Source organism: Actinocorallia libanotica (assembly GCF_039525175.1).
Taxonomy (GTDB): Bacteria; Actinomycetota; Actinomycetes; order Streptosporangiales; family Streptosporangiaceae; genus Actinocorallia; species Actinocorallia libanotica.
Genome location: NZ_BAAAHH010000007.1, coordinates 167,861 through 181,861, shown reverse-complemented (window position 1 = coordinate 181,861; position 14,001 = coordinate 167,861). Strand labels below are relative to the sequence as shown.

General features: G+C 72.5%; 13 protein-coding genes. 8 read left to right on the top strand and 5 right to left on the bottom strand.

From position 1 onward, the window contains the following. Complete coding sequence (locus ABD140_RS11880) at window positions 1-1,104, bottom strand: glycoside hydrolase family protein (protein ID WP_344239866.1); 1,104 nt, start codon at window positions 1,102-1,104, stop codon at window positions 1-3. A gap of 130 nt (window positions 1,105-1,234) precedes the next feature. On the opposite strand from ABD140_RS11880, the gene ABD140_RS11875 reads away from it, so the two are divergent. From ABD140_RS11875 to ABD140_RS11850, 6 genes are all read left to right on the top strand, one after another. Continuing rightward, entirely contained in the window at window positions 1,235-2,329 is a 1,095-nt protein-coding gene (locus ABD140_RS11875; protein ID WP_344239864.1) for a VldE C-terminal domain-containing protein, read from the top strand. 261 nt (window positions 2,330-2,590) lie between these two features. Next, entirely contained in the window at window positions 2,591-3,835 is a 1,245-nt protein-coding gene (locus tag ABD140_RS11870) for a winged helix-turn-helix domain-containing protein (RefSeq protein WP_344239862.1), read from the top strand. 106 nt (window positions 3,836-3,941) lie between these two features. Beyond that, on the top strand, window positions 3,942-5,591 hold the full coding sequence (locus tag ABD140_RS11865; protein WP_344239860.1) for an AMP-binding protein: 1,650 nt from the start codon (window positions 3,942-3,944) through the stop codon (window positions 5,589-5,591). 192 nt (window positions 5,592-5,783) lie between these two features. After that, the gene (locus ABD140_RS11860; RefSeq protein ID WP_344239858.1) at window positions 5,784-6,569 is read left to right on the top strand and encodes an SDR family oxidoreductase; all 786 of its coding nucleotides are present in this window, start codon (window positions 5,784-5,786) and stop codon (window positions 6,567-6,569) included. Window positions 6,570-6,629: 60 nt separating this feature from the next. Next, complete coding sequence (locus ABD140_RS11855; RefSeq protein WP_344239856.1) at window positions 6,630-7,151, top strand: hypothetical protein; 522 nt, start codon at window positions 6,630-6,632, stop codon at window positions 7,149-7,151. Continuing rightward, window positions 7,148-9,310: a bifunctional polysaccharide deacetylase/glycosyltransferase family 2 protein gene (locus ABD140_RS11850; protein WP_344239854.1), complete on the top strand. Its 2,163-nt coding sequence runs from the start codon at window positions 7,148-7,150 to the stop codon at window positions 9,308-9,310. Before ABD140_RS11855 ends, ABD140_RS11850 begins: the two co-directional genes overlap by 4 nt. 66 nt (window positions 9,311-9,376) lie before the next feature. Here ABD140_RS11850 and ABD140_RS11845 read toward each other — a convergent pair whose 3' ends face one another. The 3 genes from ABD140_RS11845 to hisN form a co-directional block, all read right to left on the bottom strand. Continuing rightward, entirely contained in the window at window positions 9,377-10,144 is a 768-nt protein-coding gene (locus ABD140_RS11845) for a VOC family protein (RefSeq protein WP_344239852.1), read from the bottom strand. A gap of 101 nt (window positions 10,145-10,245) precedes the next feature. Next, window positions 10,246-10,437: a hypothetical protein gene (locus ABD140_RS11840; RefSeq protein WP_344239850.1), complete on the bottom strand. Its 192-nt coding sequence runs from the start codon at window positions 10,435-10,437 to the stop codon at window positions 10,246-10,248. Between the two features lie 65 nt (window positions 10,438-10,502). Further along, window positions 10,503-11,288 carry a histidinol-phosphatase gene (hisN, locus tag ABD140_RS11835; RefSeq protein WP_344239848.1) on the bottom strand — a complete coding sequence of 262 codons (786 nt, stop codon included), beginning with the start codon at window positions 11,286-11,288 and terminating at the stop codon, window positions 10,503-10,505. Between the two features lie 84 nt (window positions 11,289-11,372). On the opposite strand from hisN, the gene ABD140_RS11830 reads away from it, so the two are divergent. Together ABD140_RS11830 and ABD140_RS11825 are read left to right on the top strand one after the other, a co-directional pair. After that, a complete protein-coding gene (locus ABD140_RS11830) occupies window positions 11,373-12,185 on the top strand; it encodes a hypothetical protein (protein WP_344239846.1) in 813 nt (270 codons plus the stop codon). Window positions 12,186-12,254: 69 nt separating this feature from the next. Next, entirely contained in the window at window positions 12,255-13,037 is a 783-nt protein-coding gene (locus tag ABD140_RS11825) for an MHYT domain-containing protein (protein ID WP_344239844.1), read from the top strand. On the opposite strand, the gene rsgA is transcribed toward ABD140_RS11825, so the two are convergent. After that, window positions 13,031-13,990, bottom strand: a complete 960-nt coding sequence (gene rsgA, locus ABD140_RS11820; RefSeq protein ID WP_344239842.1) for a ribosome small subunit-dependent GTPase A — start codon at window positions 13,988-13,990, stop codon at window positions 13,031-13,033. The genes ABD140_RS11825 and rsgA overlap by 7 nt on opposite strands. Between the last annotated feature and the right edge of the window lie 11 nt (window positions 13,991-14,001).

The following is a 14,001-nucleotide window of genomic DNA, read 5'->3' as shown; positions in this document are numbered from 1 at the left end:
TCACTTGTGGACGGGGGCGGCGCGGAAGGCGCGGCCGGCCGGGGTGGGCGAGCCGTTCGCGTTGTACAGGCCGGTGCCGCTGCGGTCGGTGGGCAGGGCGAACCAGGCGTAGCGCTTGAGGTAGGGCTCCTTGCGCAGCATCTTCACGGCCTGGCGGAGGAACTTGGCCTGCTGCGCCTGCGACGGGTAGCGGGGGGCGCCCTGCCGGAAGTCGGTCAGCGCGAACTCGGTCAGCCAGATCGGCTTCTTGTAGCGCTTGTGGACCCGGCGCAGGTAGTCGCGGAGGTTGCGGACGGCGGGCCCGGTCTGGAAGTCCTGGCCGTACCAGTGCAGGGCGATGAAGTCGACGCGCAGCTTGCGCTTCTTGGCGCCCTTCATGAACCGGTCGAGCCAGCTGCCGGGGACGTCGCCCATGTTCGCCACGGACGGGCTGCCCAGGACCAGCCCGGTCCCCATCAGCCGCGGCCACAGGTCCAGCGCCTGCTCGACCGACATGTTCGCCTGGTCGCCGAGGTCGGGCTCGTTGAAGCCGAGCAGGTAGCGGTGGCCGCGGCCCTTGACCTTGGCCACGTCGCCGATGGTGGCCGCGCGGTGGATCATGGGGACGAACTCCGCGCCCTTGGGCGCGGCGATGCCCGACCGGTCGGGTCCCCAGCTGTAGAACCAGCACGCGCGGGAGTTCTTGATGGAGGCCTTCGACTTCGGGAAGGCCCAGGTCGCCACGCCCTTGAGGCAGGACTTCCTGCGCGCGACCCGGTCGCCGGAGCCGTTCTCGCCGGCGGCGCGCTTGTCGCTCAGCTGCGGCACCCGCTGCGCGGCCGGGGAGGACCCGTCCGCGGCGGTCGTCCGCCCGGGCGCCGCGGACGCGGGCGGCCGCGCGGTCTCCTGCGGCGCGCCCTCCTTGCGGCTGGCCTGGGGAACCTCTTCCCCCCGCTGCTCCCGGCCGCTCTGGGCGACCGGCTGCGGGCTCACCCCGCTGACGGGCCGGGAGTCGCCGCGGTCGACGAGGGCGTATCCGGCCGCTCCGGTGAGGGACGCGGCGATCAGGCCGACGGCCGCGGTCTCCAGGGAGCGTCGTTTCGTGCGGGCGGAAGGCACTCGCATGGTGGCTTTCGACTCCGGGGGATCGGGTATCCGGGGACTGCAACTGTCTCATAGATCATCAAGTTCCGTCCGCTTCCCCCCGAAACGGTGCCGTGTAAGTTGACTGTCCGATGCGGAAAGGGGGAACCGGATGCGGGTCTGGGTGCCGGGTGCCATCGGCGTTGCCGCGCTGCTCACCCTCTCGGTGGACATCGCGGTCCTCGCCGCGCACCAGGACCGCGGCGCCGAGCTGGACGAGCTCCAGATCTCCCACGAGGTGGCGCACACCCCGGGCCAGGAGACCCGCACCATCACGGTCGCGCCGCTGCGCCGCCGCCACACCCCCCACCTGCTGGCCGCCGGGACGACCACCCTGCCCGCCGACGTGGTGGCCGAGGTCAGGAAGCTCAAGGGCGTCCAGGCGGTCGAGGTGGTGGACGGGGCGCGCACCCAGGTCGCCGGAAGGCAGATCGGCCTGCTGGGCGTGGACCCCTCGACGTTCCGCAACCTCGCCCCCAAGCAGACGGCCAAGCTGGACGGGCTGTGGCGCAACGTCGCGGGCGGCGACGCGGTCATCTCCTTCTCCGGCGCGAAGCTGGGCACCGTGGTCGCGGCGGGCGCCACCGGCCGCGGCGCCAGCGTGCGGATCGGCGCGGTCGCCCCGATCGGCATCCCGGGGGTGGAGGCCGTGGTCTCCCGCGAGCAGGCCCAGCGGCTCGGCCTGGCCAGCGGCAACGCGCTCGTGGTGAGCGCGCCGAAGACCGACCTGAAGAAGCTGCGCGGCAGGCTCGCCAAGCTGCTGCCCGCCAAGACCAAGGTCACCGTCCTGCCCCGGCAGTCGACCGGCTCGGTGCAGGTGGCGGGCACCGCGAAGTCCCCGCTGAGCGGGACGGCGGGCTGCTCGGCGCACATGCAGGCGGTCCGCAACGAGGTGGACGCGCTGCTCGGCCCGTTCCTGGCGATCGGCTGCGCGCGGCCCGGCGACCCCCAGGACCACGGCACCGGCAACGCCTCGGACTTCATGCTCAGCTCCGGCGGCCGGATGCCGACCGAGGCGTGGATGGCCGTGGGCGACCGCACCGTGAACTACATCATCGCCAACTACGGCAGGCTGGGGATCAAGTACATCATCTGGCGCCAGCACATCTGGAACGAGAGCGTCTGCAAGTGCTGGCGGCTGATGGGGAACCGGGGCAGCATCACCCAGAACCACTTCGACCACGTGCACGTCTCGGTGGGCCGTTAGCCGCCTGCCCTGCCGGGGAAGGGGCGGAACATGACAGTTCCGCCGATTCCCGAGAGGCCGGCCCCGCCACCGCCGCCCAGCCCGATGCCCGCTCCGGTGCCGGAGCCCGACCCGGTGCCGCCCGCGCCGCAGCCCGCGCCGCCTCCGCCGTCCGAGCCGCAGCCGGTGCCGCCGGAGCCCGGCCCGGGGCCCTCCCCGGAGCCCGAACCCCGGCCGGTGTGAGCGTGTGCTTCTGTCGGCGGCCGCTCCTAGGCTGCCGGCATGAGTTCCCTCCCGTACGAGCAGAAACAGAACGTTCCACCGCCGCGGCTGGAGCTGTCGGCGGACGAGGCGCGGCGTATCGCGCTGCGGGCCCAGGGCCTGCTCGGCGCGCCCGACCGGCGGGCGGGGGTGCGGGGGGTGCTGCGCGCGCTGGGCGCGGTGCAGCTCGACACGATCTCGGTGCTGGCCCGTTCGCACGAGCTCATCCCCTACGCCCGGCTGGGGGCGGTGGGCAGGCCCGCGGTGGAGGAGGCGTACTGGGGGCGCGGCACGTCCTTCGAGTACTGGTCGCACGCCGCGTGCGTCCTGCCGATCGAGGAGTGGCCGCTGTTCGCCTTCCGGCGCCGGGAGTACGCGCGGCGCGGGCACCGCTGGCACCGGATGGAGGACAAGGAGCGCTCCTGCGCCCTGGTGGCGCGGCGGCTGCGCGAGGAGGGCCCGCTGACGGCGTCGGACCTGGGCGCGAGCAGCGTGCCCGGCGGCACCTGGTGGGACTGGTCCGAGACGAAGATCGCGATCGAGTGGCTGCTGGACGTCGGCGAGGTGGTCTGCGTGGAGCGCCGGGGCTGGAAGCGGGTGTACGACCTGGCCGAGCGGGCGGTCCCGGCGGACCTGCACGCCGCCGACCCGGACGACGACGCCTGCCTGACCGCCCTGGTGGCGCGGGCGGGCCGGGCGATGGGCGTGGCCACGCGGGCCGACCTGGCCGACTACCACCGGCTGCGCGCCGCGCAGGTCGACCGGGTGGTGGAGGCGGCCGGGCTGGTGCCGGTGCGCGTGGCGGGCTGGGGCCGTCCGGCCTGGGCCGACCCGGCGGCGCTGGCGGGCCCGCCGCGCGGCAGGCACCGCACCACGCTGCTCTCGCCGTTCGACTCGCTGGTGTGGGACCGGCCGCGCACCGAGCGGATCTTCGGCTTCACCCACCGGCTGGAGGCGTACGTGCCCAAGGCCAGGCGCGTGCACGGCTACTTCGCGATGCCGCTGCTGGCCGGGGGGCGCCTGGTGGGCCGGGTGGATCCGGCGCGGGAGGGGCGCACGCTGGTGGCCCGCCAGATCTCGCTGGAGGGGCCCCGGTACGTGGAGGCCGCGGCGCGGGCGCTGGCGGAGGCGGCCGCCTGGGTGGGATGCGATTCCGTGGCCGTGGAGCGCGTCGTGCCCGAAGAACTCGCCCCTGCGCTCGGTTCCGCGCTGCGTTCCTTGTCATGGCCGGACGAAAAGCACTCTGGGCAACTACCTCCGCCGTGAGTAACATCGGCCCGGTCCGCATGGTTACCCTACGGTTCGGTAACCCCGTCGGTGACCCCGCGGCAGCGGTCGCGCACACACCCCTTTGGCGTTGGAAGGACCTTCGATGACCTCGTGGCTCCGTGACTGGTTGAACGAACCGAACCCGGAACGGGGGGTGCACCTGGCCGACGAGGAGGGCGGCTGGGTCTACCGGAGCTATGACCAGATCGCCTCCTCGGCCAAGCGGGTCGCCGCGGCGCTGGCCGAGGAGGGCGTGGGGACCGGCGACGTGGTCTGCGCCATCATCCCCACCGACCACGACCTGATCTCGACGTACTTCGGCGTGTGGGCGTCCGGCGGCGTGATCTGCCTGATCACCCCGCCGCTGTTCCAGACCGGCGAGGAGTACGTCGACCACGTCGCGGCGATCCTGCGCCAGGCCAGGCCGAAGCTCACCATCGCCAGCACGGACCTGAAGGACCTCACCGCGCAGTGCATGGAGCGCGCCGGGCTGGAGGGCGAGCCGTGGGTGCCGCGGGAGGCCGAGACCGAGGCCGAGCTCCAGCCCGCCTCGGAGCTGGCGCTGATGCAGTTCACCTCCGGTTCCAGCGGCGAGCCGCGCGGCGTGCGGGTCACCTGGGAGAACCTCGAAGCCAACTCCGAGCTCATCATCCGCGCCACCGGCTACCGGGAGGGCGACGAGGTCAACTCCTGGCTGCCGCTGTACCACGACATGGGGCTGATCGGCGCGTTCCTCACCCCGGTCACCCGGCAGGGGACCCTGCACCTGATGCGCCCCGACCAGTGGATCCGCGACCCCAAGCGCTGGCTGGAGCGCTTCACCGTCGCCCAGTTCTCGGCCTGCCCGCCGTTCGCCTTCTCCTACATGGCGCGGCGGCTCAAGCGCGAGCAGGTCGAGGGCCTGGACCTCTCGGGCTGGCGCAGCGTGATCGTGGGCGCCGAGCCGGTGGACCCGGCCGGCCTGGAGGCCTTCGCCCAGCTGCTGGAGGGCACCGGCTTCGAGCGCACGGTCTTCCGCCCCGCCTACGGCATGGCCGAGACGACCCTGTGCGTGACGATGTTCGACGGGAGCTCCTCGCCGCTGGCCGTCCGCGTGGAGACCGACTCGCTGAACTTCGGGGAGAAGGTGCGCATCGCCGAGGAGCGGCTGGTCGGTCCGGATTCGCTGAACGACAAGGCCGGCTGGATGGTCGGCTGCGGCACGCCCGACGCGGAGCTCCCCGTGCGCATCTGCGGCGAGGACGGCGCGGAGGTGCCCGAGGGCTGCCTCGGCGAGGTCGTGGCCGGCGGCGTGTCGGTCTGCGACGGCTACCACGCCGGAGCCGAGGGCAAGTCCACGCGTTTCATCGACGGCGAGGTCTGGACGGGCGACGCCGGCTTCTTCCACCGGGGCCAGCTGTTCGTGCTGGGCCGGATGGGCGACAGCCTCAAGGTGCGCGGCCGCTCGGTGTACGTCGAGGACCTGGAGACCAAGCTCTCGGAGGTCACCGGCCTGCACAAGGGCCGGCTCACCGTCGTGGCGGTGCCGGGCGTGGGCAGCCGGGGCGTGGCGCTGTTCGTCGAGGCCGACGAGGGCGACTGGACGGCCGAGGCGCGGCGCTTCCTGGCCCGCCGCCTGGACGACGCCGAGCTGACGATCGTGACGGGCCCGCGCGGCCTGATCGAGCGCACCTCCTCGGGCAAGCCGCGCCGCCGCTACATGTACGAGCAGCTGCAGGCGGGCGCGCTGGCGAACATCCAGGTCCTGGCCTGAGGGCGGAGGACCGCACGGTGACCGGGTGGGAGACCACCCGGTCATTTCTTTTCCCGCGCCCCTTGACCGGTCGCCGATGTAAGTATTGACTTACCCTCCGGGACGCGTTCCGGGGAGACCGCGTCGGGACGCGTCCCGGACCCGGCCACCCGCCCGTCCCGCAGGACGGGCCGACACCCTGGAGCGCGTCAAGTGAGAGTCGCCATCACCGGAGCCGCCCGCGGCATCGGCTTCGCCACCGCCAAGGCGCTGAGGGACAAGGGCGCCGCCGTCGTCATCGGCGACGTCGACGAGGAGGCGGTGCGGTCGGCGGCCGCGGAGCTCGGCGTGACGGGGCTGCGGCTCGACGTCACCGACCGCGCGTCCTTCCAGAATTTCCTGGCCGGATCCGGCGACTACGACGTGCTCATCAATAACGCCGGAATCATGCCTATCGGTCCGGTTTTGGAGGAGTCGGAAGCCGACGCCCGGCGCTGTTTCGACATCAACGTGCACGGCGTCATGACCGGCACCAAGCTCGCGCTCGAGAAGTTCGTTCCGGCGGGCAGGGGACACATCGTCAACGTCGCCTCGGTGGCCGGCGTGCTTCCCACTCCCGGCCTCGCCCTTTACAACGGGAGCAAGGCCGCCGTCGTCGCCTTCACCGAGGCGGTCCGGCTCGAGGTGCGCCGGCACGGCGTGCACGTCGGCGCGGTGCTGCCCTCCTTCACCAACACCGAGCTGGTCGCCGGCACGCGCAGCCCCCGTGGCCAGCGGAACTGCGAGCCGGAGGAGATCGCCGCGGCGGTCCTCTCCCTGCTCGCCCGGCCGCGCCCGCAGGTGGTCGTCCCGGCCCGGCTGTCACCGCAGATCAGGGCGATGCCGCTCGTTCCCCAACGGGTGAAAGACCTGCTCAACCGGCGGCTGGGCCTCGATACGCTCTTTCTCGAGTTCGATCCCCGTGCACGTAAGTCCTACGATGAGCGCATCCGCTCGTGAAGTATCACGTTTCGGCGGCTCGCGTCGCATTTGCGACGTGAGCAGCCTAAACTCTCCCGCGTGACTGATGAGCAGCCGGTTTTTGTGGACGGCACCGGCAAACGCCGCAAGCTCTTCCAGGTCGCGGGGGCTATCTTGGGGGTCATCATCACGGGATATGCAATCGCACTCGGGGTGAGCTTGGGGACGGGGGCAGAGGTGCCGCTCACCACGTGGGTGGTGCCCGAGAAGAAGGCGCGGTCGGGGGAGAAGGCGAAGTTCCGTCCCAAGACCGCCGTGCCCTCCACGGTGCCGCAGCCCTCCGTTCCCGTCTATGTCCCCCCGGTGGTCTCCCCGTCCGGTACCGTCACCCCGACGGGGTCGCCGACCTCGACGCCGACCCCGAAGCCGACGAAGACGGCCACGTCCCGTCCCACCGTCATCACCAAGAGCCCCACACCCTCCCCTTCCACCCCGACCGAGACACCGTCGCCGCCTCCCAGCGCCACCCCCACGGCGACGCACCAGCCGTCCGGCGAGACCGACCCGGGTGCCACGCCCACTGTTCCGCCGGGCCAGGAGAAGAAGACCGCCGAGGAATGAAACAACGCGATCCCCGCGCGCACTGGTTCCTGCTCGCCTTCGGGTGCTTTCTGCTGAGCTGCATCCTGCTGATGAACGGTTATGTCAGCGGAGCGGTGGGCCAGGTGCCGCGCAAACCGGTCGACGAGTCCGGTCAGGCCCCGCCCGAGGTGCTCCAGGGCGGCCCGGTGGTCAACACCAAGGACGGCGACCTCCGGTCCGTCCACATGCCGCGCAAGACCATCGCGCTCACCTTCGACGACGGGCCCGACCCGCGGTGGACGCCGCAGATCCTGGACGTGCTGAAGAAGCACGACGCGCGGGGCAGCTTCTTCATGGTCGGCGGCAACATCGCCAAGCACCCCGAGCTGGTGCAGCGCGTCCTGGCCGAGGGCCACGAGATCGGCAACCACACCTACACGCACGCCGACCTGGCCGACGCGCCCGACTGGCGGATCCGGCTGGAGCTCAACCTCACCCAGCGGGCCCTGGCCGGGGCGGCCGGCGTCAAGACCACGCTGATGCGCCTTCCCTACTCCGGCAGCCCGCTGGGCACGACCGGCGCGCAGTGGGAGGCGGCCAAGGTCGTGGGCGACTCGGGCTACCTGGTCGTCTTCACCGACGGCGACACCAAGGACTGGCAGCACCCCGGCGTCGACACGATGGTCCAGTCGGCCGTCGACGCCGCCAAGGGCGGCCGCGGCGCGATCATCATGCTGCACGACGCGGGCGGCGACCGCGCCGAGGTGGTCCAGGCGGTCGACAAGATCATCACCACCCTCCAGCCGAAGGGCTACGAGTTCACCACGCTCGCCGAGGCGCTGAAGCTGCCGCGGTCGGAGGTCCCGGCCTCCGACCAGGAGCAGATGATCGGCAAGACGCTGGTCTTCACCCAGGGCTTCGCCAACTGGCTGGTCAACGCGCTGGCCCTGCTGTTCGGCGTCGCCGGCGTGGCGTGCGTGCTGCGGCTGGTGGTGCTCATCGGCTTCGCCCACGTGCATGTGCGCCGGATGAAGCAACGCGTGCACGACCGGCCGGAGATCAGCCCGTCGTTGACGGTCATCGTCCCGGCCTACAACGAGGAGGTGGGCATCGCCGCCACCCTCCGCTCGCTGCAGGACCACGACTATCCGGGCGAGCTGGAGATCATCGTCGTGAACGACGGCTCCAGCGACCGCACGAGCGAGATCGTCCGGGAGATGACGGGGCCGGGCCTGCGGCTGATCGACAAGGAGAACGGCGGCAAGCCGTCGGCGCTCAACGCCGGCATCGCCGCGGCGCGGGGCGAGATCATCGTCATGATGGACGGCGACACCGTCTTCCAGCGCGACACCCTGCGCAAGCTCGTGCAGCAGTTCTCCGACCCCAAGGTCGGCGCGATCAGCGGCAACGCCAAGGTCGCCAACCGCGGCGGCATCTGGGGCCGCTGGCAGCACATCGAGTACGTGATCGGGTTCAACCTCGACCGGCGCATGTTCGACCTGATGCAGTGCATGCCCACCATCCCCGGCGCGATCGGCGCGTTCCGCAAGGAGGTCCTGGACGCCGTCGGCGGGCTCAGCGACGACACCCTCGCCGAGGACACCGACCTCACCATGTCCATCAGCCGCTCCGGCTGGCACGTGGTCTACGAGGAGACCGCCATCGCCTGGACCGAGGCGCCGTCCTCGCTCCAGCAGCTGTGGCGGCAGCGGTACCGCTGGTGCTACGGCACCATCCAGGCGATGTGGAAGCACCGCTCCTCGCTGCGCGAGTCCTTCGGCCGCCGCTGCCTGAGCTACCTGGTCGGCTTCCAGGTGCTCCTGCCGCTGATCGCGCCCGCCGTGGACATCTACACCGTCTACGGCGTGCTGTTCGGCGACCCGGTCAAGTCGCTGGTGACCTGGCTGGTGTTCGTGCTGCTCCAGGCGGTGGCCGGGGCCTACGCCCTGCACCTGGACCGCGAGCGGGTGCACCCGCTGTGGGCGCTGCCGCTGCAGCAGTTCGTCTACCGGCAGCTGATGTACCTCGTGGTCATCCAGTCGCTGGTCACCGCGGTCATGGGCAACCGCCTGGCCTGGCAGACCATCCGCCGTACCGGCACCTTCTCCGACCCCAACTCCGCGGTCGGCAGGCATATGGCCGCCGAGGAGCGCAGGACCGAGGAGGAGCGAGCGGACAGGACGACCACGCCCGCGTAGCCGTCCGGCACCGCGGCGGCCGCAGGTGCGGGTCCAACCGGCACCGCTGGGGTCGCCGGCGCGGGTTCAGTGGTGCTCCTGCACTCCGGAGATCACCGCGAACTCGGCGTGCCAGGGATCGTTGACGACGGCGAGGCGGCCGGCGGGGCTGTCGATGAACGGGCTCATCTGCCCCCCGCCGAGCTCCTTGACCTTCGCGACGGCCTGCTCGACGTCGTCCACGGCGAAGTAGACCACCCAGTGCGGGGGGACCTCGGCGGGGACGTCGATGGGCATGGGCAGCATGCCCCCGACGGCCTTGTCGTCGACCAGCCAGCGGGTGTAGTAGGCGTCGCCGCCGGGCGCCCAGCCGAACACCGCGGCGTAGAAGTCCTGCGCCGCGGCGGGGTCGCGGGTGGTGAGCTCGCTCCAGGTGAACGCGCCCGGTTCGTTGACCAGCTCGCATCCGTGGTGCTGCTCGGCCTGCCACAGCGGGAGGAAGGCGTTCTCCCGGTCGCGCAGCCCCGCCATCCGCCCGGCGTGCGTGATCTGGGTCTGCGGGAGGGCGACGTGCCCGCCCGCGGCGGAGGCCTTCTGAAGGGTCTCGGCGAGGTCGGCGACCGCGACGTAGCTGTGCCAGCCCGCCGGAAGGTCCTCGTGGAACACCGGCCCGATCCCGGCGACCTTCTTGCCGCGCAGATGGAACAGCCCGTACCCGTGGGCCTCGGGCTCGGCCTCGAAACCGGCGCGCCAGCCGAACAGCGCGCCGTAGAACCCGGCGGCGCCCTGGGTGTCCGGGGTGGACAGGTCGACCCAGCAGGGCACGCCCGGCGGGTAGCTTCGTCGTTCGGACATGCCCTCATCCTCACCGGCGGCCGTCCCGGCGAATCGGTGTTTGTGGCAAGCTTTACCGGTTTTACCGGAAGTGTCAGATCGACGCAGCGGGCACGCCGCCCTCAGGGCCCCAGGCGCTTGCGGCCCTGGGCCCGCACCCGGCGCCGCTGGGACGGGTCGAGCATGAGGTAGGCGGCGATCGGGACGGCGATCACCCCCAGGATGACCAGGGTGGCGAGCAGGTTCGGCAGGAGCAGCCACAGGACGACCGCGGCCGCCCCGCCGGCGAGCAGGATCTTGGTGCGCGGGGACATGGGTCCACCTTTCCTCGACGCTGCCCTGAGAACGCGCGTGCCGCGCCGCCGGTTCCCCGCCCCGGTCAGGGGGCGAGCCGACGCAGGACCTCCTCGTGCAGGAGCCCGTTGGTGCACAGCACGCTGCCGCCCTCGGGCGTCGCCTCCCCGGCCAGGGAGGTGAACCGCCCGCCGGCCTCCTCGACGATCACCTGCAGGGCCGCCAGGTCCCACAGGCTGACCTCGGGCTCGGCGGAGATGTCCACCAGGCCCTCGGCGACCATCATGTGCGACCAGAAGTCGCCGAACGCCCGGGTGCGCCAGCAGGCGCGGGTGAGGTCGAGGAAGGGCTCCAGGCGGCCCTGCTCCTCCCAGCCGCTGAGGCTGGAGTAGGAGAAGGAGGCGTCGGCCAGCCCGGAGACCTGCGAGACCCGCAGGCGCTGGGCCCTGGCGAGGCTGCGCCCGGTCCAGGCGCCGCCCTCGCGCGCCGCCCACCAGCGCTTGCCCAGGGCGGGCGCGGAGACCAGGCCGACCACGACCCGGTCGTCCTCCATCAGCGCGATCAGGGTGGCCCAGGCCGGCACGCCGCGGACGAAGTTCTTGGTGGCGTCGATCGGGTCGATCACCCAGCGGCGGCGGCCCGCGCCGCTGCTGCCGAACTCCTCGCCGAGCACCGCGTCGCGGGGCCGCGCCCGCTTGAGGGTGCCGCGGATCTGCTCCTCCACGGCGCGGTCGGCGTCGCTCACCGGGGTGAGGTCGGGTTTGGTCTCCACCCGCAGGTCCAGTGCCCGGAACCGCCGGGTGGTCAGGTCGTCGGCCGCGTCCGCCAGGACGTGGGCGAGACGGAGATCATCAGAGTATCCATCGGCCACGACGTGGAAATCTACTGTATCCGGCCGGTCCCGTCACCGGCGTGGAGCCGTCGCCGCGGTCACCGGACTTGGGAGCATGAGGGGATGCCTTATCTCTTGCCGGACTGGGTGGCGGAGCTGACCGACCCGCGCCGCGCCGAGACGATGGAGGAGCTGGCCGACCGGCTCGTCCCGCTCGCCGAGCAGGCCATCGACGTGTCCAAGCGGCTGCGCGAGCAGCTCGCGCTGCTGAACGCGCCGTTCCAGACCGAGGCGCTGCGGGGTCTGGTGGAGGTGCTGCACTGCCGTGCGGCGCAGGCGTTCACCGAGGTCGAGGCCGAGATCGAGGACACGGTCGGTGAGCGCCTGGCCCGCGTCCTGGAGCACGCGGCGGGCCGTCCGCTGCTGCGCGAGGGGCTGGCCGCCGAGCTGCTGCCGGTGCTGGTCCGCCGGCGGCTGCTGCTGGGCGAGCGGGTCGGCGCGCGGACGGCGGCCGCGGCGCAGAGCGCGAGCGGCACCCTGCTGGACCGCGCCGGGGAGCTGTCCGGCGCGGCCGCCGGGATGGTGCAGCAGGCGCTGCCCGCCGTCCAGGAGGGGCTGGCCCTGGCCGGGCGGATCTCCCGGCTGGCGGGGCGGGTGCGCAGGGCGGGCCGGGGGCCGGTCCCCGAGGCGCTGGCCCTGGAGGCGGGGGAGCTGGCCGGGCTCTGCGAGGAGACGCTGGCGCGGCTGGAGCTGGAGTGGTCGGTGATCGGGGCGCGGGCCAGGGCGGTGCGCGCCGCGCTGCGCGGGGTGGAGGAGAGCGCGTTCAGCGAGGTGGCCCAGGCGATCGCCGAGTGCGTGGCGGAGCTGGCGCCCGAGCACGTCAGGGCGCTGGACGAGGCGGAGAGCCGAGCGCTGGAGCTGCTCGGTGAAAGATAGATAACGCCCTCTTCCCGAAAATCGGTCAATACGGGACTATGGTGAGGTTTCCGAACAAGAGGATCTTTCATGTCCGCCGACTTCGAAGTCCACCACTTCACCTACGGGCCGCTCACCCCGGCGCTGGCCTACGGGCTGTCGGTCCTGGGCTCGTTCCTGGGCCTGCACTTCACCACCCGGGCCCTGGCGGCCGCGGAACGGCGGGAACGGATCTGGTGGCTGGTCGGCGGGTCCATCGCCCTGGGCGGCACGGCGATCTGGGTCATGCACTTCGTCGGCATGCTCGGCTTCAGCGTCTCGGGCGCGTCCCTGGCCTACGAGGTGCCGCTCACCCTCTTCAGCGCGCTCCTGGCCGTGGTCTTCGTCGGCGCCGGCCTGTTCCTCGTCGGATTCGGCATGCCCGTGCCGCTCGGCGGGCTCCTGGCCGGTGCGGGCGTGGTCGCCATGCACTACACCGGCATGGCCGCGATGAACGTGGGGGCCGAGACCTCCTACGACCCGCTGCTCGTCGCGGCGTCCGTGGTGATCGCCCTCGCGGCCGCGACCGCCGCGTTCTTCTTCGCCACCCGCGTCAAGGGGTGGCTCTCCACGCTGGGCGCGGCCCTGGTGATGGGCGTGGCCGTCAGCGGCATGCACTACACCGGAATGTTCGCGTTGAACGTCCACGCGACGGCGCCGGGCCCCGTGGACGGCGCCGACCCGGTCCACCTGCTGGTGCCGCTCACCGGCATCGTCAGCGTGGTGACCGCCGTCCTGTGCGGCTTCGTCGGCGGATCCGCCGGGCCCGGGGAGCGCCGGCGGGAGGCCGAGTTCGTGGAGGGGCTCGAACGCGAGCTGGGCACCGGCTACTGATCGGCCGTCTCGTCGCGGCTGGTCAGCAGGCGGCGGAAGGACTCCAGCCGCAGCGGCGACGCGTGCCCCGCGGCGACCCACGCGTCCAGGGCGCAGCCCTCCTCCAGGTGGGAGCACAGCGGCGGACAGCCCGCGGCGCCCTCGGCCAGTTCGGGGAAGCCCAGGATCAGCTCCTCCTGCGGGATGTGGGCGAGCCCGAAGCCGCGCACCCCCGGCGTGTCGATGATCCAGCCGCCCTCGGGCAGCTCCAGGGCGATCGCCGAGGAGGAGGTGTGCCGGCCCCGGCCGGTGACCGCGTTGACGTGCCCGACGGCACGGTCGGCCCGCGGCACCAGCGCGTTGACCAGGGTGGACTTGCCCACGCCCGAATGCCCGACCAGCACGCTCATCCGGTCCTGGAGCAGCCCGCGCAGCTCCGCCGGGTCCTCGCCGCGCCGGGTCACCGTGTACGGAACGCCGAGCGGCTCGTAGATCTCCAGCAGCCCGGCCGGATCGGCCAGGTCGGCCTTGGTCAGGCACAGCAGCGCGTCCATGCCGGCGTCGCGGGCGGCCACCAGGCAGCGGTCGATCATCCCCACCCGAGGCTCGGGGTCGGCCAGCGCGGTGACCACCACCAGCCGCCCGGCGTTGGCGACGATGACGCGCTCGACGTCGTCGGTGTCGTCGGCGGTGCGCCGCAGGATGGACGTGCGCGGCTCCACCCGGACCACCCGGGCGAGCGCGTCGGGCTGCCCGGAGACGTCGCCGACCAGGGCCACGGTGTCGCCGACCACCACGCCCTTGCGGCCCAGCTCGCGGGCGCGCATGGCGGTGACGGCCACCTGCCTGCGGCGGCTCTGGCGCACCAGGCACCGGTAGCGGCCGCGGTCGACGGCGACGACCAGCCCGGTGACGGCGTCCTCGTGGGCGGGCCGCTGGCGGGTGCGCGGACGTGAGCCGCGTCCGGGCCGCACCCGGACGTCGT

Bases quoted from the DNA above. Each gene is read 5' to 3' on its own strand.
- ABD140_RS11880 (WP_344239866.1), bottom strand. From the start codon at position 1,104: ATGCGAGTGCCTTCCGCCCGCACGAAACGACGCTCCCTGGAGACCGCG.
- ABD140_RS11875 (WP_344239864.1), top strand. From the start codon at position 1,235: ATGCGGGTCTGGGTGCCGGGTGCCATCGGCGTTGCCGCGCTGCTCACC.
- ABD140_RS11870 (WP_344239862.1), top strand. From the start codon at position 2,591: ATGAGTTCCCTCCCGTACGAGCAGAAACAGAACGTTCCACCGCCGCGG.
- ABD140_RS11865 (WP_344239860.1), top strand. From the start codon at position 3,942: ATGACCTCGTGGCTCCGTGACTGGTTGAACGAACCGAACCCGGAACGG.
- ABD140_RS11850 (WP_344239854.1), top strand. From the start codon at position 7,148: ATGAAACAACGCGATCCCCGCGCGCACTGGTTCCTGCTCGCCTTCGGG.
- ABD140_RS11845 (WP_344239852.1), bottom strand. From the start codon at position 10,144: ATGTCCGAACGACGAAGCTACCCGCCGGGCGTGCCCTGCTGGGTCGAC.
- ABD140_RS11840 (WP_344239850.1), bottom strand. From the start codon at position 10,437: ATGTCCCCGCGCACCAAGATCCTGCTCGCCGGCGGGGCGGCCGCGGTC.
- ABD140_RS11830 (WP_344239846.1), top strand. From the start codon at position 11,373: ATGCCTTATCTCTTGCCGGACTGGGTGGCGGAGCTGACCGACCCGCGC.
- ABD140_RS11825 (WP_344239844.1), top strand. From the start codon at position 12,255: ATGTCCGCCGACTTCGAAGTCCACCACTTCACCTACGGGCCGCTCACC.